We start from the raw sequence: 22,852 nt of genomic DNA on the forward strand, positions 1-22,852 counted from the left end.
GAGTTCTTGTTCTTCAAAAGAAAAAATCCCCTCTTCACGGGAAGAGGGGACGGTTTTTAACGGACGTTCGCGCAGGTCAGGCAAAACGCGTAACGGCTTTGTGGATCGTTGAAGGCCGCGAGCTTATCGCTTTCCGCCTTCATTGCTTTCGCAGCCGTGGCCACCGGGGCAGGCAGGTACGCCTGCAGCGCCTCCGGCAGCATGGCGCGAACGGAAACGGACATGCTGTCCATCACCATATCTAAGAACGACGGCTCGTCCTGGTAATACTCAATATGCCACTGCTTGAGCTTCGCCAGTTCGGCGGCTTTCTTCACCGCGTCGTCAAAGTCGCCCAGGCTGTCGACCAGACCGTTACTCTTCGCATCCTGCCCGGTCCAGACGTGGCCCTGAGCAATCTGGTCGATCTGCTCAGGCGTCTTCTTACGCGAGTCGGCAACCAGCGTGATAAAGCGCTTATAGCCGTTCTCAATGCTCAGTTGCATCATCTCTGAAACTTCCGGCGGCAGGGATTTGGTCATCGACACATCCGCCAGCGGCGACGTGGAAACGCCATCGGTATGCACGCCCAGATAATCCAGACTGTTTTCCACGGTGTTAATCACCCCGAAGATGCCGATCGAGCCGGTCAGCGTGCTTGGGTTCGCCACAATGTAGTTGGCAGGCGTGGAGATCCAGTATCCGCCAGACGCGGCCATACCACCCATGGATACGACGACAGGCTTGCCGGCGGCACGCGCCGCGGCCAGTTCAGCGCGGATCACCTCGGAGGCGCTGACGCTGCCGCCAGGGCTGTTGACGCGCAGAACAATCGCTTTCACTTTCGGGTCAAGACGCGCGTCGCGGATTTGCGACGCGGTGGTGTCACCGCCGACGTTCCCCGGCGTTTCCTGACCGTCCATGATGGCGCCGTTAGCAAAGACCACGGCTACGCTGTCACCGCTATCGTCCGGCTTTTTCGCAGCATAGTCATACATGCTGATGGCGCTGTAGTTTTTGTCCTCTTTGCTCCAGCCAAACTGTTTGGTCAGGGCCTTTTCGATATCCGCACTGGTGCCCAGCGCGTCAACCAGCTTATTGTCGAGCGCGTATTTCGCGGTATCGCCGTCGACCTTACGCAGCCCGTCCAGCACGCCGCGAGCGCCAGGGAACACCTGCTCAGCGGTAATTTGACGGTTAGCGGCAACGGTGCCGAGATAGTTCTGCCACAGCTCGCCAATCCAGCGGCTGTCTGCTTCACGGGCGGCAGGAGACATATCGTCGCGGATAAACGGCTCCACGGCAGATTTATAGGTGCCGACGCGGAAGACGTGGGTGGTGACCTTCAGCTTGTCGAGCAGCGATTTGTAGTACAGGCCGTTGGTGGCAAAGCCGTGCAGATCGACCGTCCCCTGCGGAGAAAGCCAGATCTTATTGGCGAAGCTCGCCAGATAATATTGCCCCTGGCTGTAGCTGTCGCCCACGGCAATCACCGGCTTGCCGCTGTCGCGGAATTCGCGCAGCGCTTTCCCGATGTACTGCATGGAAGGCTGGTCGCCGCCGGCAAAATCTTTCAGATCCAGCACGATCCCGGTGATGTTACGGTCGTCTTTGGCCTGTCGGATGGTATCGACGATATCGAACAGGGAGTTCTCCTGCAGGCGGTCTGACGTCGCGCCAAACAGCTGTCGGCTGATAACCCCCAGACGGTTGCTGGTGGACGGTTTATCAACGATCACGCCGGTGATATCGAGTAACAGGGCCCCGCGAGTCGAATGCTGAGCCTGATTCGCGTTGCTGATATGCATCCAGATGCCCGCGCAAACCAGAACCAGCAGGATGAAGAAGATATTCATCACCAGGTTGCGGACGAAGTTGAGCAGTCGCCACGTCCATTTAAAGAAACCGGCAAAGATTCGCCAAAGGGTTCGCATGTATTCTCCCTAACCAGAAAATGACTGTTTCCGTCGCCACTGGACGGTAATGTTGGGTTATCGTAATGACCCAACCGCCACTTGTCAGCAGGAATCGCCTGCCAGGCTGTAACAAAATCTGCCGTCGTGTTAATTTTGTGAGTAAATTTCAAGAAAGGAGTTAACCAATGGATGCACTCGAACTGCTTGTTAACCGTCGTAGCGCGTCACGTCTGGCCGAACCTGCCCCTGTGGGCGAGCAGCTGGAAAACATTCTGCGTGCCGGCATGCGTGCCCCGGATCACGGCACGCTGCAGCCATGGCACTTCTTTGTGATTGAGGGTGAAGGCCGCGAACGTTTCAGTCAGTTGCTGGAGCAGGGGGCGATTGCCGCTGGGCAGGATGAGAAGGGGATTGATAAAGCTCGCAACGCGCCGTTCCGCGCCCCGATGATCGTTACCGTCGTGGCCAAATGCCAGGCCGACCATAAGGTGCCGGTCTGGGAGCAGGAAATGTCTGCTGGCTGTGCGGTGATGGCGATGCAAATGGCCGCCGTTGCGCAGGGGTTTAACGGTATCTGGCGCACCGGTCCGCTGACCGAGAGCGCTGCCGTGCGGGCAGGATTCTCCTGCGGTGAGCACGACAAAATTGTCGGCTTCCTCTACCTCGGTACCCCACAGCTTAAAGCCTCCAGCACCATTAGCGTGCCGGACACCACGCCTTTCGTCAGCCGTTTCTGATAACGCGCGCTAAACTGTCTGGATTCTGAGCATCTGCCGCAGAATTCAGACAGTCATACTTACCTCTTTATGGAATGAGCGCTACCATAGCGCGATTGAGATGACAGGAGACGTCCATGAGCGAGCAAACCATTCGTTTAACGCAGTACAGCCACGGAGCCGGTTGCGGTTGTAAAATTTCCCCTAAAGTGCTGGAGACCATTCTGCACAGCGAACAGGCGAAGTTTGTCGACCCGAACCTGCTTGTCGGCAATGAAACGCGTGACGATGCGGCGGTTTATGACTTAGGTAACGGTACCAGCATTATCAGCACCACTGACTTCTTTATGCCGATTGTCGACAACCCGTTCGACTTCGGGCGCATTGCGGCCACCAACGCCATCAGCGATATCTTCGCCATGGGCGGTAAGCCGATCATGGCGATCGCCATTCTGGGCTGGCCGATCAACACCATTCCACCGGAAATCGCCCGCGAGGTGATTGATGGTGGGCGTTTCGCCTGTCAGCAGGCGGGAATTGCCCTGGCCGGCGGCCACTCGATTGATGCGCCGGAGCCGATCTTCGGCCTGGCCGTGACGGGCGTGGTGCCGACCGAGCGCGTGAAGCGCAACAGTACCGCGCAGGCGGGCTGCAGGCTCTTCCTCACCAAGCCGCTGGGCATTGGCGTGCTTACCACCGCCGAGAAAAAATCCCTGCTGAAACCAGAGCACAAAGGCCTGGCAACGGAAGTGATGTGCCAGATGAACCTCGCCGGTGCGGCGTTCGCCAATATCGACGGCGTGAAGGCGATGACCGACGTCACCGGTTTTGGCCTGCTGGGGCACCTCTCTGAGGTCTGTCAGGGCGCAGGCGTGCAGGCGCAGGTCTGGTATCAGGACGTGCCGAAGCTGCCGGGCGTGGAGGAGTACATTGCCCAGGGCGCGGTCCCGGGCGGTACCCAGCGCAATTTCGCCAGCTACGGTCACCTGATGGGCGAAATGCCTGAGGAGTGGCGCAACCTGCTGTGCGATCCGCAAACTTCCGGCGGTCTGCTGCTGGCGGTCACGCCGGAATCCGAAGCCGAGGTACAGGCAACCGCGGCCGAGTTTGGCATCACCCTGACGGCGATCGGCGAGCTGGTGACCGCGCGCGGTGGCCGACCGATGATTGAGATCCGTTAATTCGATGCGGTTGTTTATTGCCGAAAAGCCGAGCCTGGCCCGAGCCATCGCCGACGTGCTGCCTAAGCCGCATCGCAAAGGCGACGGCTTTATCGAATGCGGTAACGGACAGGTGGTGACCTGGTGTATCGGCCACCTGCTTGAGCAGGCGCAACCGGACGTCTACGACAGCCGCTACGCCCGCTGGAACCTCAACGATCTGCCGATTGTGCCGGAAAAGTGGCGCCTTCAGCCTCGCCCGTCCGTTACCAAACAGCTCAACGTTATTAAACGTTTTCTGCACGAAGCGACGGAAGTGGTCCACGCGGGTGACCCGGACAGAGAGGGGCAGCTGCTGGTGGACGAAGTGCTGGACTATCTTGAGCTGGCGCCGGAAAAGCGCCAGCAGGTGCAGCGCTGCCTGATCAACGACCTCAACCCGCAGGCGGTTGAGCGTGCCATTTCGCGTCTGCGTGCCAACAGCGAATTTATCCCGCTGTGCGTCTCCGCGCTGGCGCGTGCACGCGCCGACTGGCTGTACGGGATCAACATGACCCGCGCCTACACTATCCTCGGTCGCAACGCGGGCTATCAGGGCGTGCTCTCCGTGGGCCGCGTGCAGACGCCGGTGCTGGGGCTGGTGGTGCGTCGCGATGAAGAGATTGAGAACTTCGTCGCCAAAGATTTCTTTGAAGTGAAAGCCCACATCGTCACGCCAAAAGACGAACGCTTTACCGCCGTCTGGCAGCCGAGCGATGCCTGCGAGTCGTATCAGGACGAAGAGGGGCGGCTGCTGCACCGTCCGCTGGCGGAGCACGTGGTCAACCGTATTACCGGCCAGCCCGCTATCGTCACCAGCTATAACGATAAACGGGAATCAGAACCCGCGCCGCTGCCGTTCTCCCTTTCTGCTCTACAGATTGAGGCCGCGAAGCGCTTTGGTCTCAGCGCGCAGAACGTGCTGGACATCTGTCAGAAGCTTTACGAAACCCACAAGCTGATCACCTATCCGCGTTCGGACAGCCGCTATCTGCCGGAAGAGCACTTTGCCGGACGCCACTCGGTGATGAACGCCATCGGCGTCCACGCGCCGGATCTGCTCCCGCAGCCCGTCGTTAACCCGGATACCCATAACCGCTGCTGGGATGACAAAAAGGTGGATGCCCACCACGCGATTATCCCGACGGCGCGTGCCAGCAGCGTCAACCTGACCGATAACGAAGCGAAGGTGTATAACCTGATCGCCCGTCAGTACCTGATGCAGTTCTGCCCGGACGCGGTATTCCGTAAATGCGTGATTGAGCTTGAGATTGCCAAAGGCAAGTTTATCGCCAAGGCGCGTTTCCTTGCGGAAGCTGGCTGGCGCACGCTGCTCGGCAACAAAGAGCGCGACGAGGAGAACGATGGCACGCCGCTGCCGGTGGTGGCGAAAGATGACGAACTGCTGTGTGAAAAAGGCGAAGTGGTTGAACGACAGACCCAGCCGCCGCGCCACTTCACCGATGCGACGCTGCTTTCCGCCATGACCGGGATCGCCCGCTTTGTGCAGGATAAAGATCTGAAGAAGATCCTGCGCGCCACCGACGGTCTGGGTACGGAAGCGACCCGCGCGGGGATCATCGAGCTGCTCTTTAAGCGTGGTTTCCTGGAGAAAAAGGGACGCTATATTCACTCAACGGAACCGGGCCGGGCGCTAATTCACTCTCTGCCGGAGCTGGCCGCCCGGCCGGACATGACCGCACACTGGGAATCGGTGCTGACGCAGATCAGCGAGAAGCAGTGTCGTTACCAGGACTTTATGCAGCCGCTGGTCGGGACGCTTTACCAGCTGATCGATCAGGCTCGCAGCACGCCGGTGAAAACGTTCAGAGGGATGGTTGCACCCGGTGGCGGTGCGAAGAAACCGTTCAAGAAGAAAAAGAGCGCGGCCTGATACGCCCGGTTTTCTCCCTCTCCCTGTGGGAGAGGGCCGGGGTGAGGGCACCCGGCCGTACGATATAAACCTTAAATCACACCCTGCCCAATCATCGCATCCGCTACCTTCACGAACCCGGCGATATTCGCGCCGCGCACGTAGTTGGTCTGCGACGCTTCACCGCCGTACTCCACGCAGGCGTGGTGAATATCGAGCATGATGTGGTGCAGGCGTGCATCCACTTTCTCCGCCTTCCAGCTGAGACGCGCGGCGTTTTGCGCCATCTCCAGACCGGACGTTGCCACGCCGCCCGCGTTAGCGGCCTTGCCCGGCGCAAACAGCACGCCCGCCTCCAGGAACAGATCCGTCGCCTCGATAGTGGTCGGCATATTCGCCCCTTCGGCCACCGCTTTCACGCCGTTGGTAATCAGCGTGCGCGCGGCGTCCGCGTCCAGCTCGTTTTGCGTGGCGCACGGCAGGGCGATATCCACCGGCACGCCCCACGGCTGTTTACCTTCCAGATACGTCAGGCCAAACTCCGCGGCATAATCGGCAAGTCTGCCATCGCGGCTGGCTTTGATTTCGCACAGGCGCGCCAGCTTCTCAGCCGTAAAGCCCGCTTCATCCACTACCGTGCCCTTAGAGTCGGAGGCCGTCACCACGCGGGCGCCAAACTGCATCGCTTTTTCGATAGCGTACTGCGCCACGTTTCCGGAGCCGGAAACCGCCACGCGCATCCCTTCAAAACCTAAGCCGTGACGCTTGAGCATTGCCTCGGTGAAGTAAACCAGGCCGTAGCCGGTCGCCTCCGGGCGGATCAGACTGCCGCCAAACGATAGTCCTTTCCCGGTAAAGACGCAGGCGCTGTTATTGGAGAGTTTTTTCATCATCCCGGCCATAAAGCCCACTTCGCGGGCCCCCACGCCGATATCCCCCGCCGGTACGTCGGTGTCCGGGCCGAGGTGGCGGTAGAGCTCGGTCATCAGCGCCTGACAGAAACGCATCACTTCGCCTTCGCTTTTGCCTTTGGGATCGAAATCACTCCCGCCTTTACCGCCGCCCATTGGCAGGGTGGTGAGCGCATTTTTAAACGTCTGCTCAAAGCCGAGGAATTTCAGAATCGACAGGTTAACGGAAGGGTGGAAGCGCATGCCGCCCTTAAACGGACCGATGGCGGAGTTAAACTGCACGCGCCAGGCGCGGTTGACCTGCACCTGGTTGCGGTCATCCACCCAGGTCACGCGGAACTGGATCACGCGTTCTGGCTCAACCAGACGTTCCAGCAGCGACAGTTGACGATAGCGCGGGTTTTCTTCAAGGAACGGCCAGAGGGTGGTCATTACTTCACGAACAGCCTGAGCAAATTCGCTTTGGTGCGGGTCGCGCTGCTGAACATGGGCAAGGAAACTTTCCAGAGAGCGTGTCTGATCCATAGATATAAGAACCTCTTATAGTAATTTATGTCTGTTGCTTATGCGATTTGTGTTGTTTTTTTGACTATACCACCCGTACCGCTTTGTGAAGCAAGCGGAAATGTATGCCGAAAGGGAAATTAATGACCCGGGCCGCGTCATAACAAAAAGCGATGACGCGCTAAATTAAAGATTCTGCCCGATTTACCGTTATAGTCATTAACAGGAGACAACAGGAAGAGAAGTCTATGAACCGTTACGTGATGGCCGCGTTATCATTGATGTTGACCGCAGGCGCGCAGGCTGACCGCATTCGTCCGGATGTAGAAGTGAATGTGCCGCCGGAGGTGTTTAGCTCCAGCGGCCAGCGCGCGCAGCCGTGTAACCAGTGCTGCATCTACCAGGATCAAAACTATTCTGAAGGGGCCGTCGTGAAGGCCGATGGCGTGCTGCTCCAGTGCCAGCGCGATGAACGTACCATCAGCACGAATCCGCTGGTCTGGCGGCGCGTAAAAGAATAAACGCCTCCAGCAGCGGGATATCCGCAGGGGCCAGGCTGTAGCAAAGCGCCTCTTCCGGCGTACACCACACCAGCGCGCTGTGGTAGTGCGCCGTTAACTCTCCGCTGAAGGTAGGCACGTGCCAGGCATGCAGGTTGATTAACCGCTGTGATACCTCGCGCTGATGGCTTGCCACGTACTGCTCAGGCTGCGCCTCAATACCCAGCTCTTCACGCAGCTCGCGGATAAGCGCCTCGGGATGGGTTTCTCCGGCCTCCACTTTGCCGCCAGCGAACTCCCACATACCCGGCTGGTCGGCGTGAGCAGGGCGCTGCGCCAGTAAAATTTTGTCGTCTTTTTCGATGATGGCCGCAACGACATCGACTGTTTTTAGCATGGTCGTCAATACTTGATAGCGAAAAACGCCATATTATCGTGCCCTTTCAAAGAGTCCAGCCATCAGGAGAATCAGGTGAAAGAGACGTCCACCTGGGTAGAGCCCATCCCAACCCTTCCGGCGAGCGTAAAACCCATTGCCGCCGCGCAGCGAAAACACTTCGGCGCCGTGCTGAACCCCACGCGCTGGTGGGGACGCATGCCGCGTCTGTTCTGGCTGGTCGCCTTGTTCGTGGCCTTTCTGGAGCGCAGAAAAGCGCGCCTGACGCCAGTGCTGCGCTCGCTGCTCATGACGCGCGTATCGCAGCTGTGCCACTGTGCGTTCTGCATTGATGCCAACAGCCTGCGCCTGGCCGAGCGCTGCGGCGCGCTGGATAAAGTCCAGGCCGTGAGCGGCTGGACTGATTCTGACTTGTTCAGTGAACAGGAGCGCGCGGCACTGGCATATGCGGAGGCGGTGACCGCCACGCCACCCCGGGTGGATGAGGCCGTCAAAACGGCGATGAAACGCCACTTTACGGATGATGCCATCACTGAAATGACGGCACTCATTGCCTTTCAGAATCTCTCGGCCCGGTTTAATGCCGCGCTGGATATTCCGGCTCAGGGGCTGTGCGCCACGTTTAAAGGGAAGCCAGATGCTTGACCGTCACCTGCACCCGCGGGTAAAGCCCGCTCTGAACCGTCTGGTTTCCATGCTGGATAAGCCGGGCATTACGCCCGACGGGCTAACGCTTGCCGGGTTTGCCATCGGCCTGCTGGCGCTGCCGTTTCTGGCCCTCGGCTGGTATCTGGCGGCGCTGGTTGCCATCGTTCTGAACCGCCTGCTGGATGGTCTGGACGGCGCGCTGGCGCGTCGGAGAGGGCTGACGGATGCGGGAGGGTTTCTGGATATCGCCCTCGATTTTCTGTTCTACGCGCTGGTGCCGTTTGGCTTTGCGCTGGCTGCACCCGCAGAGAATACGCTGGCCGCCGCCTGGCTGCTGTTTGCGTTTATCGGTACCGGCAGCAGTTTTCTGGCCTTTGCCGCGCTGGCCGCGAAGCATAACATCGACAACCCCGGCTATGCGCACAAGTCGTTTTACTATATCGGCGGATTAACGGAAGGGACGGAAACCATCGCGCTGTTCGTGCTGTGCTGCCTGTTTCCGGCCCACTTTACGCTGTTCGCGTGGATATTCGGCGCGCTGTGCTGGCTGACCACCACAACGCGCATCTGGAGCGGCTACGTGACGCTGAAGTCACTCGCCCCTTAGAGAGTGCTTTCCGGCCCGCGCTCGCCGGTAGTGACCGGGTTCTGCGGGTGGCTGCTCCATTCATACCAGCCGCCGTCATAGACGGAGACGTGCTTCCAGCCCATCGCCCGGGCGTACATAAAGGTTTCTGACGCTCGCCAGCCGGTGCCGCAGTAAAACGCGACCTGCTGTTCCGGCAGGATGTTCCAGCTTTTCCACTGGGCGGCGATATCGTCCGCGCTGCGCATGGTGCCATCCGGGTTATGGAAGTCTTCCATATGGGTGGCATCGCTGCCCGCATGGCCCCAGCGGGCGCCGGCAATTTCACCTTTTGGCTTGATGTAGCTGTAGCCGCTGGTTTCGCCGATAAACTCCGGCCACGAACGAATGCTGACCAGGGAGGCATCCTGGCGGTGCAGCATGCCGCGCGCCTGTTCCATATCCACCATCAGCTGCGGCTGGCCGGGGATCGGCGCGCCAAAATCAGCGGCCGGAGCTACTTTAGCGGGCATGCCGCGCTCAACTGGCAGACCGGCATCTGACCACGCCTTCCAGCCGCCATCGAGAATGCGCACATCCTTCACGCCCGCGTACAGCATAATCTGTGCCACGCGCGCGGCGGCGTAAACGTCACGGCCATACAGAATGACGGTGGTATCGTGACGGATCCCGTGCTTTGCCAGCATCGCTTTCAGTCTTTCGTCGGAGACTTTATTCCACAGCGGCTCGCTTTCCACCTCATTAGTGTCGATGTAGCCCGCGCCGGGAATGTGGTTCAGCAGGTAAAACTTCGGCGCGCCCCAGGCAGCTTCAATTACTTTCCATTCGCCCGCCGGCGCGGCGGTCACCGGTTTACCCTGCTGGAGCTGGTGGATCCACTGCGGGTAGACGAGCTGTTCAAAGTGCGCCAGACGCTGAAGGCGGTCGGGCACCTGCAGGGCATCGCTGAGAAGCGAAACGTGGCGGTATCCGACTTTCTCCAGGCGGGCTTTCACCGCCAGGCTGGCGCCACTGTCGCCGTATAGCGCGATGGCCGTCCCCGGCGTCAGCTGATGCTGCCTGGCCCAAAGCGCAATCTGCTCGTCGCTCATTGCATCAAGCCAGGCGGCAGCCAGGTTGAGCGCTGCGGGTTCATGCCCGGATGGGCCGCTGAGGGTCTGCGGCCAGCCGTTATAGAAGGCGCTGGGGCGGGTGTCGATTGCCGCGCCGTGCTGTGCCTGAAGCTGAGACAGCGTCATCGTATTGGCCATATCAGCTGCCAGAGAGGAAAAAGAGGCGAGGCCGCAGATCAGGGCCAGCGCGGTCAGTTGAGAAACACGTTTCATCGAATAACCTGACGTCAGTAAAAGAGGGGGGCATTGTCGTCTCTCCCGAAACGGAAAACATTGCGTTAGCACATTATTGCCAGAGAGAAATCTCCATCACCTCGCCGCCGGGCGGAATATCGTCCTCGTCATGGGTGACCAGCACCACCGGAATATTGCGTGCGCGGACGGTGTCAAACACCCATGCCCGGAACGTCGTGCGTAACGCTTTATCAAGGCGGCTGAACGGTTCGTCCAGCAGCAGCGCCTGCGGCTCTGCGAGCAGGGCGCGCAGCAGGCTAACCCGGGCACGCTCGCCGCCGGAAAGCGTGGCCGGATCGCTGGCGTAATGACCGCTCAGCCCGGCGGAAGCCAGCGCCTGCTCGACCGCTTCCCGACGCGCGCGTCCGACGATCCGCTCGGGCAGCGCCAGCATCAAATTCTGCCCGACGCTGAACGGGTCAAACAGCAGCGCGTCCTGAAAAAGAATGCCCAGACCGCGGGATTCGACGGGCAAACCGTCGCAGCGGCGTTCGTCGAGCCACAGTTCGCCCCACGCCTGAAACTCGTCTGACAGCGCGCCGACCATCCAGGCAAAAAGGGTCGATTTGCCGCTGCCGGATGGACCCATCAGGGTGACAATCTCCCCGCGGGGTACGCAAAAATTGACCCCGCGGAAAAGCGGTTCGATGGTGAGATTGCTTACCTTCAGCATTAACGTAATCCTTGACGGTAGCGGCCCGCGAGCCGGGATAACAGCGCGGCAAGGCCGAATACGACGCCCGTGACGAGCAATAATCCCAGGGCACGGTTCGCGAGAACCGGGATGCTGCCCCCGCTGCTGAGCGCGACGGTCTCAGTGGTCAGCGTGGCGAAACGCCCCGCGCCCAGCCAGAGCGTCGGCATATATTGCGCCATGCTGACGGAAAAGCCGGTGGCAAAGGCCAGCAGCGCAGGGCGCACCAGCATGGGGCATTTCAGCAGTAAGAATATTTTTTCCCGCCGCCAGCCGAGCGTTCTGGCGGTAAGGATAAGCCGGGGATCGATCTGCCGCCAGGCCGGTTGCAGCACCAGCAGCATCCACGGTAGCACCCACAGCAGATGGCTCCAGAGGACGGCGGCAAAGCGTCCATCGAGCCCCAGATGCAAAGCAACCGCGTATTGCCCGGTGACGAGCGGCAGGGCCGGAAGGGCGAGCGGTAACCAAACCCACGCCGCGCCTCGCTGCGGCCCCCATTCCAGCCAGAGAAAAATGACGATAAGGGCGATAAGGCTCGAAAGCAGACCGAAGGAAAGGCTGATGCCCACGGGACCCACGTCGTCCCGTTGCGCCAGCATCAACAGCACGGCGGCGCACAGGATGCCGCAGGCGGGCAGAAACCCGCTGAATGCGCGTTCAGGCAGCACGATATGCGACCTGCGGCGCGTACCTGTCTGGTCCGGAATCGCGCGACGCCAGGCCTTCCACAGGCCGTACCCCAGCGCGGCAAGCGCGGCCAGCAGGCAAAGGAGCAGCAGGCACAGCAGCGTCCCTTTTGCCTGCTGCTGCGCGTCGCCCTGGCTCAGCCACTGCCAGGCCAGCACGGCCAGCGTGGGCGGGTTGCCGGGCCCGAGAACGATCGCCACGTCCACGACCGACAGCGACCACGCCAGCACCGCCAGCATCACCGCCCCGAGAACGGGCGCGATCACCGGAAGGATCAGCCAACTGAGCGTCTGAAAACGCCCGTAGCCGAAGGTCTGCAGGACGATCTTCTGCTGCGCGAGCCCTTTTTCCGGCAGCACGGCGTAAATCGCCCACAGCACAAACGCGCTCTCTTTGACCGCGAGCGTCAGGCCCAGCCCGGCGCCGTAGCGGTCAAACGGCGGCGAACAGACGGTACAAACCTGATACAACAGACCGCCCTCGGCAAACAGCAGTAGCGCGCTGGTGGCGAAGGCTACGTGGGGGATCGCCAGCAGCCACGGCAGGCGCGTGCTGAGGCGCCGCCAGCGGTTGCCGGGCCAGAAAAGGGCCACGAGAGAAAGGGCGATAAACAAGGCCCCCAGCGTGGCGATAAGCGTTGAGACCAGCGTGGCTACGGCTGCCTGCGGCAGCTGCGGATCGTTCAGCAGCCGCTGCCAGTTCGTTACGGAAAAGGCCGGTGCGAACAGCATGGCGCCAGCGGGCAGGATCGGCAGATAAATCACCGCCATCGCCAGCCAGACAAGCCAGCTTAACGGGTGCCGTAACGACGCAGCCATTCCTGCTCCAGCGCGTTCACCCAGGCGGACTGCGGCTCCGCGAGCATCTTCGGCAATCCCTGAGGCGTATGGACCATCAGCTGTTTCGCTTCACCTTCGGGCAGCGTTTTCGCATCCAGCACGCTCGGATCTCCCCAGACTGCCGGGTCGGCTTTGCGGATCTGCGCCTGCGGCGACAGCAGGAAATTGGCGACCACTTTCGCCCCCGCACTCGCGCTGGCATTGGCCGGAACAGCCACAAAATGCACGTTGCCGAGCATCCCGTCGCGAAAACCAAAGCTGTAGCTGTCGGCAGGCAGCTCGCCGCTCGCCACTTTTTGCTGCGCGTGCGCCGGGTTAAAGGTCAGCGACAGATTCAGACTGCCGCTGGCAAGCAGGGCATCCATCCGGGCGGGAGAGGGAGGGAAATCTTTTCCTTCACGCCACAGCAGTGGGTGTAGCTTATCGAGGTAGGCCCAGAGCGGCGCCGTAACCTGGGCAAACGTAGCGTCAGGCGCTTTTTGTAACGCCTCGGGATGCGCCGCAAGCGTCAGCAGCAGCTGCTCCAGAAAGGCCGTGCCGGTAAAATCGGGCGGGCGAGGATAGCTGACTTTGCCCGGGTGCTGCTGCGCGTACGCCAGCAGCGCCTGAGGATCTTCTGGCGGCGTCGGCATGCTGACCCGGCGGGCGATAAAGGTCAGCTGCGCGCCGCCCCACGGCGACTCCGCGCCGTCTGTGGGAATGGCAAAATCTTCCGTGACGGGTTTGCGGGTATCGACATAGCGCCAGTTAGGCAACCTCTGCGCCCACCCGGTTTGCAGCAGGTTAGCCTCTTTCAGGGTGCGGAAGTTTTCGCCGTTGACCCACAGCAGGTCGACCGAGCCGTTGGTCTTTCGCCCTGAAGTGGCTTCGGTCTGGATACGTTTGACCGCATCGGCGGCATCCGCCAGCGGGACGATTTTTAGCGTAATGGCATAGTGCGTTTGCATCTCACCGCTAACCCACTCAAGGTAGCGGTTGACCGCCGGATCGCCGCCCCAGGCGTTAAACCAGACGGTCTGGCCTTTGGCCTGCTGTTGAACAGTTTGCCAGCCTTCGGCGGCATAGAGGGGGGCTGCCAACAGCAGACCGGTCAGGAACGTGCAAAAACGCACACGGCGCATAATGCCTCACTTTTTAGCAGAAGGGAGATAGCGGGATAAGAGCCGGCGCGTGGCCAGCGGTAATAACCCCAGTAGTGTAAAGGCGAATACCATGCCCGGCGACAAAATATCGCGAAGCGATGCCACTTTTCCCAGCTCCCGCCCGGCGTTCAGAAAGACAACCGTCGCGGGCAGCATGGCGACCTGGCTGACCCACCAGTAGCGCCGCACCGTGATGCGTGTCAGCCCCATGAGCAAATTCACCAGAAAAAACGGGAACAGCGGCATCAGGCGCAGGGCAAAAAGATACCCCGTGCCGTCGCGCGCCATGCCGGCATTCACCATTGTCATCTGACGGGCAAACTGCCGTTGCACCCAGTCGCGCAGCAGGTAACGGCTGGCGAGCATCGCCAGCGTGGCCCCGAGCGTGGAGGCAAACGAAACCAGCACGGTGCCTTCCCACAGCGTGAATAACGCCCCGCCCAGCAGGGTCAGAACTGCTGCGCCGGGTATCGACAGGGCGGAAACCGCAACATAAAGCGCAAAGAAGATCAGCGCGCTATGCAGCGGCGCGCGGTCGACATGGGAGAGTAACGTCTGCTGATGCGTTTTAATTCCTGCCAGAGAGAGCGTGTCAGGCGGCAGAAAGACAAATGTCATAAGAAATGCGCCCAGAAGGGCGCACAGGAAAAGTGTTTTTCGCATGTTCACGCGCGATTACAGCTTGAATTTAGCCCATACCGGCGCGTGGTCCGACGGTTTTTCCATGCTGCGGATGTCGTAGTCGATTCCGGTTTCGATGCAGCGCTCTGCCAGCGGCGTGCTGGCCAGCAGCAGATCGATACGCAGGCCGCGGTTGTCGTCAAAGCCCTTTGAGCGGTAGTCAAACCACGAGAAGCGATCCTGCGTTTCCGGGTTGGCACTGCGGAAGGTATCCACCAGGCCCCAGCCCAGCAGGCGCTCCATCCACTCACGCTCTTCCGGCAGGAAAGAACATTTGCCGGTGCGCAGCCAGCGCTTGCGGTTCTCTTCGCCGATGCCGATATCGAGATCCGTCGGGCTGATGTTCATGTCGCCCATGATCAGCACCGGATTCTCTTTTTTCAGTTCGGTCGTCAGGTAATTCTGTAGATCCTGATAAAACTTCGCTTTGGCCGGGAATTTTGTCTCGTGATCGCGGCTCTCGCCCTGCGGGAAATAGCCGTTAATGACCGTGATGTTCCCGAGCGCGGAAGGCACTTCCGCCATGATGATGCGGCGCTGCGCTTCTTCTCCGTCGCCGGGGAAGCCGCGGCGCACGGAAACCGGCGTATCTTTGGTGAGCAGCGCGACGCCATAGTGACCTTTCTGACCGTGGTAAAAGACGTTATAGCCAAGTTTCGCCACCTCTTCGAGGGGGAACATGTCGTCGTGAACCTTGGTCTCCTGCAGGCCGATCACATCTGGCTGATGTTGCTCAACAATGGCTTCAAGCTGATGGGGGCGGGCGCGCAGGCCGTTGATATTAAAAGAGACAAATTTCATAGTCGCTGCCAGTGCAAGGTGAATAGTGCATGGATGGTAGCAGAATTTGCGTCAACTGTTACCGGGTTCGACCAATAACTGCGACAGATCATGCCGGTGGTGCAATATTTGCACCATTCTGACGCGCTTCGCCCCCAAAGAGGGCGTAAATGGCCGATAAATTTCGCGAGCGATCACAATTCCAGAATTATATTTGGCCTCTGCATACTCTTTCTGATTTTCATGCGGCAAAGCGCCGCTTGTCGTAAAAATATTCACTTTTTATGCACTAACAGTGAATAACTCCATGTTGTAACTTGTTGATATTCTGTTACCTCAACCCGTTTATGCAATTTTATCGCTGGCTGGCACGAAGGCTGCAATCTACATTCACAGTGCAAACACTCAATTATTTAACATTCAAATAACTTTTTATTTACCGGATGAGGTCGCTATGTCTCTGTCAATTACGCGTGAAAATTTCGATGAATGGATGATGCCGGTTTACGCTCCGGCGGCTTTTATTCCGGTTCGCGGGGAAGGCTCACGCCTGTGGGATCAGCAGGGTAAAGAGTATATCGACTTTGCAGGTGGGATTGCGGTCAATGCGCTGGGTCATGCGCACCCTGCGCTGCGTCAGGCGCTGAATGACCAGGCGGCGAAGTTCTGGCATACCGGCAATGGCTTTACCAACGAACCCGCACTGCGCCTGGCGAAAAAGCTGATTGACGCGACCTTTGCCGAAAAAGTCTTTTTCTGTAACTCCGGGGCGGAAGCCAATGAAGCGGCGCTGAAGCTGGCGCGCAAATATGCCCACGATAAGTTTGGTACGCACAAAAGTGGGATTGTGGCGTTTAAAAATGCCTTCCATGGACGCACGCTCTTTACCGTGAGCGCGGGCGGCCAGCCTTCTTATTCACAGGATTTTGCCCCGCTGCCGCCGGATATTCGCCACGGCATCTATAACGACCTGCAGTCCGCCAGCGAGCTGATTAACGACACCACCTGCGCGGTGATCGTCGAGCCGATGCAGGGCGAGGGCGGCGTGCTTCCGGCGCAAAAGGCATTCCTTCAGGGGCTGCGCGAGCTGTGCGACCGTCACAACGCGGTCCTGATCTTCGACGAAGTGCAGACCGGCGTGGGCCGCACCGGCGAGCTGTATGCCTATATGCACTACGGCGTGACGCCGGACGTGCTCTCTACCGCCAAAGCGCTGGGCGGCGGCTTCCCGATTGGCGCGACGCTGACTACCGATAAATTCGCCAGCGTGATGACCGTGGGCACGCACGGCACGACCTACGGCGGCAACCCGCTGGCGACCGCCGTCGCCGGACAGGTTCTTGACATCATTAACACACCTGAGGTGCTGAAGGGCGTTAAACAGCGTCACGAGTGGTTCGTTGAGCGCCTGAACGCCATCAACGGCAAGCTTGGCCTGTTTAAAGAAATTCGCGGTCTGGGGCTGTTAATCGGCTGCGAGCTCACCGCTGAGTTTGCCGGAAAAGCTAAACTTATTTCACAGGAAGCGGCAAAAGCGGGTGTGATGGTGCTGATTGCCGGTGCCAACGTGGTGCGTTTCGCACCTGCGCTGATCGTCAGCGAGGAAGAGGTGCAAACCGGTCTGGACCGTTTTGCGCTGGCGTGTGACAAGGTGAAATCCGGGGTGTCATCATGATGGTCATCCGTCCCGTTGAGCGCGGCGATATCGCCGGGCTCATGCAGCTTGCCGGTAAGACGGGAGGCGGGCTGACCTCGCTTCCTGCCGATGAAAAAACGCTGTCGGCGCGCATCGAGCGCGCCCTGCAAACCTGGCAGGGGACGTTGCCAAAAAGCGAACAGGGTTACGTGTTCGTGCTGGAAGACACCGACACGGGGAGCGTGGCCGGGATTTGCGCCATCGAAGTGGCCGTCGGGCTTAACGACCCGTGGTACAACTACCGCGTCGGCACCATGGTTCACGCCTCGAAAGAGCTGAACGTCTATAACGCGCTGCCCACGCTGTTTCTCTGTAATGACCACACGGGCGCCAGCGAGCTCTGCACGCTGTTCCTCGACCCGGCGTGGCGCAAAGAGGGCAACGGCTATCTGCTCTCCAAATCTCGCTTTATGTTTATGGCCGCCTTCCGCGATCGCTTTAATGAAAAAGTGGTGGCAGAGATGCGCGGCGTGATCGACGACAAAGGCTACTCTCCCTTCTGGGAGAGCCTGGGCGAGCGCTTCTTCTCGATGGAGTTCAGCCGGGCGGACTATCTCTGCGGCACGGGCCAGAAGGCCTTTATTGCCGAGCTGATGCCTAAACATCCTATCTATACCCATTTCTTAACGCCGGAAGCGCAGGCGGTGATCGGTGAAGTGCATCCGCAAACCGCGCCTGCCCGCGCGGTGCTGGAGAAAGAGGGCTTCCGCTACCGTAACTACGTCGACATCTTTGACGGCGGACCGACGCTTGAGTGCGATATTGACCGCGTGCGCGCGATCCGCAAAAGCCGCCTGGTTGAGGTATCCGAAGGCCAGCCTGCGCCGGGTGACTGGCCAGCTTGCCTGGTGGCGAACGAAAATTACGCCAACTTCCGTGCCATGCTGGTGCGGGCCAACCCGAAATGTGAACGTCTGGTGCTGACGGCGGCTGAGCTGGATGCCCTGAAATGTAACGCCGGCGATACGGTTCGCCTGGTGCGTCTCTGCCCTGAGGAGAAAACAGCATGACATTATGGATTAACGGTGACTGGGTCACGGGCGAAGGCGAACAGCGCACAAAGACCAATCCGGTTGGAAAAGAAGTTCTCTGGAAGGGGAATGACGCCAGCGCCGCGCAGGTCGAGCAGGCCTGCCGTGCCGCGCGCCGCGCGTTTCCCGCGTGGGCAAAACAGCCTTTCACCGAGCGCCAGGGGATTGTTGAAAAGTTTGCCGGTCTGCTGGAGGCGAACAAAGCCGAACTGACGCGCATCATCGCGTCTGAAACCAGTAAACCGCGCTGGGAAGCGGCAACCGAAGTGACGGCGATGATTAATAAGATCGCTATTTCGGTCAAGGCGTACCACACCCGCACCGGCGAACAACATACCGAGATGCCGGACGGCGCGGCCACGCTGCGCCACCGTCCGCACGGCGTGCTGGCGGTGTTTGGCCCGTATAACTTCCCGGGGCATCTGCCGAATGGCCACATTGTGCCCGCGCTGCTGGCGGGCAATACCGTTATCTTCAAACCGAGCGAGCTCACGCCGTTAACCGGCGAGGCAGTGGTGAAGCTATGGGAACAGGCTGGCCTGCCGCCGGGCGTACTGAACCTCGTGCAGGGCGGACGGGAAACCGGCCAGGCGCTCAGTGCGCTGAGCGATATTGACGGCCTGCTGTTTACCGGCAGCGCCGGAACGGGTTATCAGCTGCACCGCCAGCTGGCGGGCCAGCCGGAAAAAATCCTGGCGCTGGAGATGGGGGGCAACAACCCGCTGATTGTGGAAGACCCTGACGATATCGACGCCGCGGTGCACCTGACGATCCAGTCCGCCTTTATTACCGCCGGACAGCGCTGTACCTGCGCTCGCCGCCTGCTGGTCAAGCGCGGCGCGCAGGGGGATGCCTTCCTGAAACGTCTGGTAGAGGTGAGCGCGCGTCTGGTGCCTGCCGCGTGGGATGCCGACCCGCAACCGTTTATCGGCGGGCTGATTTCCGAACAGGCCGCGCTGAACGTGCTGAAGGCCTGGCAGGACCACGTCGCGCGCGGCGCGAAAAGCCTGCTGGAGCCGAAGCAGGTTCAGCCGGGTACCTCGCTGCTGACGCCGGGCATCGTTGAGATGAGTGGCGCGAGCAACGTGCCGGATGAAGAGGTGTTTGGCCCGCTGCTGTGCGTCTGGCGTTACGACGATTTTGACGCGGCCATTGCGATGGCCAATAACACCCGCTACGGCCTGTCGAGCGGGCTGATTTCACCGCATCGCGAGAAGTTTGATCGCCTGCTGCTGGAAGCGCGCGCCGGGATCGTGAACTGGAATAAACCGCTGACCGGGGCGGCGAGCACCGCGCCGTTCGGCGGCGTAGGGGCATCCGGTAACCATCGCGCCAGCGCGTGGTATGCCGCCGATTACTGTGCGTGGCCGATGGCGAGCCTGGAAACCCCGGCGCTGACGCTGCCGGAGACGCTCAACCCGGGGCTGGACTTTAGCGAAGGGGCTCGACATGAAAGCGCGTGAAGTTAACTTTGACGGGCTGGTGGGGCTTACGCACCACTATGCCGGTCTCTCTTTTGGTAACGAAGCCTCGACGAAGCACCGCTTTCAGGTCTCCAACCCGAAACTGGCGGCGAAGCAGGGGCTGCTAAAAATGAAGGCGCTGGCGGATGCCGGTTTCCCGCAGGCGGTGATCCCGCCGCAGGAACGCCCGAACGTGGCCGTGCTGCGCCAGCTCGGTTTCACCGGCAGCGATGAGCAGGTGGTCGAAAAAGCGGGCACGCAGACGCCGCACCTGCTCTCTGCCGCGAGCTCCGCCTCCTCAATGTGGGTGGCCAACGCGGCGACCGTCGCCCCGTCAGCCGATACGCTGGATGGCAAAGTCCACCTGACGGTGGCGAACTTGAACAACAAATTCCACCGCGCCACCGAAGCGGACACCACCGAGCGCGTGCTGCGCGCCATTTTCAAGCATGACGCCCATTTTGAGGTCCATCAGGCCCTGCCGCAGGTGGCGATGTTTGGCGACGAAGGTGCGGCCAACCATAACCGTCTGGGGGGCGATTACGGCGATCCCGCCGTGCAGCTGTTTATTTACGGGCGCGAGGAGGGCGGGCATTCCGCCCCGGTCCGTTATCCAGCGCGTCAGACGCTGGCGGCCAGCCAGGCGGTGGCCCGCCTGAACCAGGTCAATCCCTCACAGGTTATTTTTGCCCAGCAGAACCCGCAGGTGATCGATCAGGGGGTGTTTCATAACGACGTGATTGCTGTGTCCAACCGCCAGGTGCTGTTCTGTCATGAGCAGGCCTTTGCCCATCAGGAGAAGCTGCTTGCCACGCTGCGCGAACGCGTGCCCGGCTTTATGCCGATTCAGGTGCCAACGCAGGCGGTCAGCGTGCAGGACGCGGTCGAAACCTATCTGTTCAACAGCCAACTGCTGAGCCGCGATGACGGTAGCATGATGCTGGTGCTACCGCAGGAGTCCCGGGATCATCAGGGCGTGTGGCGCCATCTCACTGAACTGGTGAAGGCCGATAACCCGATTGACGAGCTTCGCGTCTTTGACCTGCGCGAAAGCATGGCCAACGGCGGTGGTCCCGCCTGTCTGCGCCTGCGGGTCGTGTTAACGTCGAATGAAATGCAGGCCGTTAACCCGGCTGTGATGATGAATGAGGCGCTGTTCAACACCCTGAACGACTGGGTAGATCGCTACTATCGCGACCGGTTAACGCAGGCCGATCTGGTCGACCCGCAGCTGCTGCGCGAAGGGCGCGAGGCGCTGGACGCGTTATCGACAATCCTGCAGCTGGGATCGGTTTATCCGTTCCAGCGCTAGAGGAGTGGGTATGGAAAATTTACTGGCGCTGACCCTGGCGGATGAAACGCCGGAACAGAGCGAGGGGGAAGGCCCCTCATTCCGCTGGCGGTGGCAGGGGCGCGGGGTGCTTGAGCTGACGCCGAGCGCAAAAAGCGATCTCTCGCTGCTGCTTTCCACTGGGATTCACGGGAATGAAACCGCACCCGTTGAGATTGTCGATGGGCTGCTGCGCGCGCTTTATCGCGGAGAAATCACCCTTGCGTGCCGCGTGCTGGTGGTGCTTGGCAACCCGCCTGCGCTGGCGCAAAACAAACGGTACCTGGTGAGTGATATTAACCGCATGTTTGGCGGTCGCTGGTCGCAGTTCCCGCAGAGCGACGAAACAGCGCGCGCTCAGTGGCTGGAGAACGTCGTGACGACGTTTTTTGCCGCGGCGGGGCCAGCGCGCTGGCATCTCGATCTGCATACGGCGATCCGCGCCTCTTACCATGTGCGCTTCGGCGTTCTGCCGCAGCGCAATCAGCCGTGGGATGAGGGCTTTTTGAGCTGGCTCGGGGATGCCGGGCTGGAGGCGCTGGTGTTCCATCAGTCGCCGGGCGGAACGTTTACGCACTTTACCTGTGAAAACTTCGGTGCGCTGTCCTGTACGCTGGAGCTGGGAAAAGCACTACCGTTCGGACAGAACGATCTTACGCGCTTTGCGCCAACGCGTCTCGCGCTTCGGGCGCTGCTCGGTGGGACAGCTCCCGAGCACGCACATCAGCCCGTTGAGCGGTACCGGGTCGTACAGCAGATCACCCGCCGTAGCAATGCTTTCCAGCTTCATATGGCCGCGCATACCCTGAACTTCACGCCGTTTCGCAAAGGGGCGCTGCTTGCGGAAGATGGCGAAGATCGTTATGAGGTGCAGAAAACAACCGAATATGTGCTGTTCCCTAACCCCACAGTGGCGTTTGGCCTGCGAGCCGGTCTGATGCTGGAAAAACTCTCCTGACCTTTCCCCTCTCGTCATCCGGGAGGGGAAGTAAAAATGTTTTCTTAGCGATTAAAGCGCTCTGACTTGTTTTACGGAATATTCCTGGCGAATTGCTTTATTATTCACCTTCACTCCGTTATACTTCTGCTAAATATCTTTAAAATCATCGCGTTGAATATTTTTTGTTGCAACTCTCCACGCTTTATCCTTATTTCCTCCACATTTGGCGAAAAATTGTTTTTTACACTTTCATTGTTTTACCGTTGCTCTGACTAATTGACGATAAACCCCGTAAAGTTAATCTCGTCAACACGGCATAGCGCCGAAGAATAACTGAAAGAAAGGAAATAAATTATGCGTAAGTTTACTGCACTGTTTGTTGCTTCTACCCTGGCTCTGGGCGCTACCAGCATGGCGTTCGCCGCAGATACCGCAACCACCGCTGCCGCGCCGGCTGAGGGCAAAATGATGATGCATCATCAAGGCAAGCCGGGTATGCACCATGAAATGATGATGTTTAAAGATCTGAACCTGACGGACGCGCAGAAGCAGCAGATCCGCGAGATCATGAAAAGCCAGCGCGACCAGATGAAGCGTCCTCCGCTGGAAGAGCGCCGCGCAATGCATGACATCATTGCCAGCGACAGCTTCGATAAGGCGAAAGCTGAAGCGCAGATCGACAAAATGGCCGAGCAGCATAAAGCCCGCATGCTGGCTCACATGGAAACCCAGAACAAGATCTACAACATTCTGACCCCGGAACAGAAAAAACAGTTTAATGCCAATTTTGAGAAGCGTCTGACAGAACGTCCGGCGATGGAAGGTAAAATGCCAGCACCAACCGAATAATCGGTTCACTCTCTTAAGACCGCCGGGATCCTGTCCACAAAAGCGCAATCGCTGTGGACAGGACCGGCGGTTTTTCTATTCTGCCCTCTTGTCTGCCGCCGCCAGCGCGGTATTCTCCTGTAGTCGCTTCAGAGAATGTTTG

At 59.8% G+C, this 22,852-nt stretch carries 21 protein-coding genes; 12 read left to right on the forward strand and 9 right to left on the reverse strand.

Annotation, left to right across the window (positions count from 1 at the left end; genetic code table 11):
- Nucleotides 1-56: 56 nt before the first annotated feature.
- A complete protein-coding gene (gene sppA / locus ACR42C_RS09310) occupies nt 57-1,913 on the reverse strand; it encodes a signal peptide peptidase SppA (protein WP_479985040.1) in 1,857 nt (618 codons plus the stop codon).
- 167 nt (nt 1,914-2,080) lie between these two features.
- On the opposite strand from sppA, the gene ACR42C_RS09315 reads away from it, so the two are divergent.
- From ACR42C_RS09315 to ACR42C_RS09325, 3 genes are all read left to right on the forward strand, one after another.
- On the forward strand, nt 2,081-2,632 hold the full coding sequence (locus ACR42C_RS09315; protein WP_116340567.1) for an NAD(P)H nitroreductase: 552 nt from the start codon (nt 2,081-2,083) through the stop codon (nt 2,630-2,632).
- A gap of 116 nt (nt 2,633-2,748) precedes the next feature.
- Entirely contained in the window at nt 2,749-3,792 is a 1,044-nt protein-coding gene (gene selD / locus ACR42C_RS09320) for a selenide, water dikinase SelD (RefSeq protein ID WP_163328894.1), read from the forward strand.
- Nucleotides 3,793-3,796: 4 nt separating this feature from the next.
- A complete protein-coding gene (locus tag ACR42C_RS09325) occupies nt 3,797-5,704 on the forward strand; it encodes a DNA topoisomerase III (protein WP_316378934.1) in 1,908 nt (635 codons plus the stop codon).
- 71 nt (nt 5,705-5,775) lie between these two features.
- On the opposite strand, the gene gdhA is transcribed toward ACR42C_RS09325, so the two are convergent.
- Nucleotides 5,776-7,119: an NADP-specific glutamate dehydrogenase gene (gene gdhA / locus ACR42C_RS09330; protein WP_116340561.1), complete on the reverse strand. Its 1,344-nt coding sequence runs from the start codon at nt 7,117-7,119 to the stop codon at nt 5,776-5,778.
- Nucleotides 7,120-7,346: 227 nt separating this feature from the next.
- Here gdhA and ACR42C_RS09335 point away from each other — a divergent pair, with 227 nt between their 5' ends.
- Nucleotides 7,347-7,619: a YnjH family protein gene (locus ACR42C_RS09335; RefSeq protein ID WP_028012780.1), complete on the forward strand. Its 273-nt coding sequence runs from the start codon at nt 7,347-7,349 to the stop codon at nt 7,617-7,619.
- Here ACR42C_RS09335 and ACR42C_RS09340 read toward each other — a convergent pair.
- The gene (locus tag ACR42C_RS09340; RefSeq protein WP_116340559.1) at nt 7,579-7,995 is read right to left on the reverse strand and encodes a pyrimidine (deoxy)nucleoside triphosphate diphosphatase; all 417 of its coding nucleotides are present in this window, start codon (nt 7,993-7,995) and stop codon (nt 7,579-7,581) included. The genes ACR42C_RS09335 and ACR42C_RS09340 overlap by 41 nt on opposite strands.
- A gap of 75 nt (nt 7,996-8,070) precedes the next feature.
- Here ACR42C_RS09340 and ACR42C_RS09345 point away from each other — a divergent pair, with 75 nt between their 5' ends.
- Both ACR42C_RS09345 and ACR42C_RS09350 read left to right on the forward strand, forming a co-directional pair.
- Nucleotides 8,071-8,640 carry a carboxymuconolactone decarboxylase family protein gene (locus ACR42C_RS09345; RefSeq protein ID WP_163328898.1) on the forward strand — a complete coding sequence of 190 codons (570 nt, stop codon included), beginning with the start codon at nt 8,071-8,073 and terminating at the stop codon, nt 8,638-8,640.
- On the forward strand, nt 8,633-9,250 hold the full coding sequence (locus ACR42C_RS09350; protein ID WP_163328900.1) for a CDP-alcohol phosphatidyltransferase family protein: 618 nt from the start codon (nt 8,633-8,635) through the stop codon (nt 9,248-9,250). Before ACR42C_RS09345 ends, ACR42C_RS09350 begins: the two co-directional genes overlap by 8 nt.
- Here ACR42C_RS09350 and ACR42C_RS09355 read toward each other — a convergent pair.
- The 6 genes from ACR42C_RS09355 to xthA all read right to left on the reverse strand — a co-directional run bounded on the left by ACR42C_RS09355 (nt 9,247) and on the right by xthA (nt 15,422).
- Nucleotides 9,247-10,554 (reverse strand): sulfurtransferase, encoded by a 1,308-nt coding sequence (locus ACR42C_RS09355; protein WP_395312705.1) that lies wholly within the window; start codon nt 10,552-10,554, stop codon nt 9,247-9,249. The two genes, ACR42C_RS09350 and ACR42C_RS09355, sit on opposite strands and share 4 nt — an antisense overlap.
- Nucleotides 10,555-10,627: 73 nt before the next feature.
- A complete protein-coding gene (locus tag ACR42C_RS09360) occupies nt 10,628-11,248 on the reverse strand; it encodes an ATP-binding cassette domain-containing protein (protein ID WP_479985041.1) in 621 nt (206 codons plus the stop codon).
- A complete protein-coding gene (locus tag ACR42C_RS09365) occupies nt 11,248-12,777 on the reverse strand; it encodes an ABC transporter permease family protein (RefSeq protein WP_479985042.1) in 1,530 nt (509 codons plus the stop codon). The genes ACR42C_RS09360 and ACR42C_RS09365 overlap by 1 nt, the downstream gene beginning before the upstream one ends.
- Nucleotides 12,750-13,910, reverse strand: a complete 1,161-nt coding sequence (locus ACR42C_RS09370) for an ABC transporter substrate-binding protein (protein WP_370552274.1) — start codon at nt 13,908-13,910, stop codon at nt 12,750-12,752. Before ACR42C_RS09370 ends, ACR42C_RS09365 begins: the two co-directional genes overlap by 28 nt.
- Before the next feature lie 15 nt (nt 13,911-13,925).
- A complete protein-coding gene (locus tag ACR42C_RS09375; RefSeq protein WP_479985043.1) occupies nt 13,926-14,558 on the reverse strand; it encodes a TVP38/TMEM64 family protein in 633 nt (210 codons plus the stop codon).
- Nucleotides 14,559-14,615: 57 nt separating this feature from the next.
- Nucleotides 14,616-15,422 carry an exodeoxyribonuclease III gene (gene xthA / locus ACR42C_RS09380; protein WP_116340543.1) on the reverse strand — a complete coding sequence of 269 codons (807 nt, stop codon included), beginning with the start codon at nt 15,420-15,422 and terminating at the stop codon, nt 14,616-14,618.
- A 433-nt stretch (nt 15,423-15,855) separates the two neighbouring features.
- Here xthA and astC point away from each other — a divergent pair, with 433 nt between their 5' ends.
- From astC to spy, 6 genes are all read left to right on the forward strand, one after another.
- Nucleotides 15,856-17,076: a succinylornithine/acetylornithine transaminase gene (gene astC / locus ACR42C_RS09385; protein ID WP_479985044.1), complete on the forward strand. Its 1,221-nt coding sequence runs from the start codon at nt 15,856-15,858 to the stop codon at nt 17,074-17,076.
- A complete protein-coding gene (gene astA / locus ACR42C_RS09390) occupies nt 17,073-18,107 on the forward strand; it encodes an arginine N-succinyltransferase (protein ID WP_163328912.1) in 1,035 nt (344 codons plus the stop codon). The genes astC and astA overlap by 4 nt, the downstream gene beginning before the upstream one ends.
- Nucleotides 18,104-19,591 (forward strand): succinylglutamate-semialdehyde dehydrogenase, encoded by a 1,488-nt coding sequence (gene astD / locus ACR42C_RS09395; protein ID WP_163328914.1) that lies wholly within the window; start codon nt 18,104-18,106, stop codon nt 19,589-19,591. The genes astA and astD overlap by 4 nt, the downstream gene beginning before the upstream one ends.
- Nucleotides 19,578-20,903: an N-succinylarginine dihydrolase gene (astB, locus tag ACR42C_RS09400; RefSeq protein WP_479985045.1), complete on the forward strand. Its 1,326-nt coding sequence runs from the start codon at nt 19,578-19,580 to the stop codon at nt 20,901-20,903. Before astD ends, astB begins: the two co-directional genes overlap by 14 nt.
- A 10-nt stretch (nt 20,904-20,913) precedes the next feature.
- Nucleotides 20,914-21,879: a succinylglutamate desuccinylase gene (astE, locus tag ACR42C_RS09405; protein WP_116340533.1), complete on the forward strand. Its 966-nt coding sequence runs from the start codon at nt 20,914-20,916 to the stop codon at nt 21,877-21,879.
- A gap of 336 nt (nt 21,880-22,215) precedes the next feature.
- Complete coding sequence (spy, locus tag ACR42C_RS09410) at nt 22,216-22,710, forward strand: ATP-independent periplasmic protein-refolding chaperone Spy (RefSeq protein ID WP_116340531.1); 495 nt, start codon at nt 22,216-22,218, stop codon at nt 22,708-22,710.
- Nucleotides 22,711-22,852: the final 142 nt, after the last annotated feature.

This window comes from Enterobacter sp. MG-EB028 (assembly GCF_056673305.1).

Bases quoted from the DNA above. Each gene is read 5' to 3' on its own strand.
- astD (WP_163328914.1), top strand. From the start codon at position 18,104: ATGACATTATGGATTAACGGTGACTGGGTCACGGGCGAAGGCGAACAG.
- ACR42C_RS09355 (WP_395312705.1), bottom strand. From the start codon at position 10,554: ATGAAACGTGTTTCTCAACTGACCGCGCTGGCCCTGATCTGCGGCCTC.
- ACR42C_RS09375 (WP_479985043.1), bottom strand. From the start codon at position 14,558: ATGACATTTGTCTTTCTGCCGCCTGACACGCTCTCTCTGGCAGGAATT.
- spy (WP_116340531.1), top strand. From the start codon at position 22,216: ATGCGTAAGTTTACTGCACTGTTTGTTGCTTCTACCCTGGCTCTGGGC.
- ACR42C_RS09325 (WP_316378934.1), top strand. From the start codon at position 3,797: ATGCGGTTGTTTATTGCCGAAAAGCCGAGCCTGGCCCGAGCCATCGCC.
- xthA (WP_116340543.1), bottom strand. From the start codon at position 15,422: ATGAAATTTGTCTCTTTTAATATCAACGGCCTGCGCGCCCGCCCCCAT.
- selD (WP_163328894.1), top strand. From the start codon at position 2,749: ATGAGCGAGCAAACCATTCGTTTAACGCAGTACAGCCACGGAGCCGGT.
- ACR42C_RS09360 (WP_479985041.1), bottom strand. From the start codon at position 11,248: ATGCTGAAGGTAAGCAATCTCACCATCGAACCGCTTTTCCGCGGGGTC.
- ACR42C_RS09340 (WP_116340559.1), bottom strand. From the start codon at position 7,995: ATGCTAAAAACAGTCGATGTCGTTGCGGCCATCATCGAAAAAGACGAC.
- astA (WP_163328912.1), top strand. From the start codon at position 17,073: ATGATGGTCATCCGTCCCGTTGAGCGCGGCGATATCGCCGGGCTCATG.
- sppA (WP_479985040.1), bottom strand. From the start codon at position 1,913: ATGCGAACCCTTTGGCGAATCTTTGCCGGTTTCTTTAAATGGACGTGG.
- ACR42C_RS09315 (WP_116340567.1), top strand. From the start codon at position 2,081: ATGGATGCACTCGAACTGCTTGTTAACCGTCGTAGCGCGTCACGTCTG.
- ACR42C_RS09350 (WP_163328900.1), top strand. From the start codon at position 8,633: ATGCTTGACCGTCACCTGCACCCGCGGGTAAAGCCCGCTCTGAACCGT.
- gdhA (WP_116340561.1), bottom strand. From the start codon at position 7,119: ATGGATCAGACACGCTCTCTGGAAAGTTTCCTTGCCCATGTTCAGCAG.
- astB (WP_479985045.1), top strand. From the start codon at position 19,578: ATGAAAGCGCGTGAAGTTAACTTTGACGGGCTGGTGGGGCTTACGCAC.
- ACR42C_RS09335 (WP_028012780.1), top strand. From the start codon at position 7,347: ATGAACCGTTACGTGATGGCCGCGTTATCATTGATGTTGACCGCAGGC.
- astC (WP_479985044.1), top strand. From the start codon at position 15,856: ATGTCTCTGTCAATTACGCGTGAAAATTTCGATGAATGGATGATGCCG.
- ACR42C_RS09365 (WP_479985042.1), bottom strand. From the start codon at position 12,777: ATGGCTGCGTCGTTACGGCACCCGTTAAGCTGGCTTGTCTGGCTGGCG.
- astE (WP_116340533.1), top strand. From the start codon at position 20,914: ATGGAAAATTTACTGGCGCTGACCCTGGCGGATGAAACGCCGGAACAG.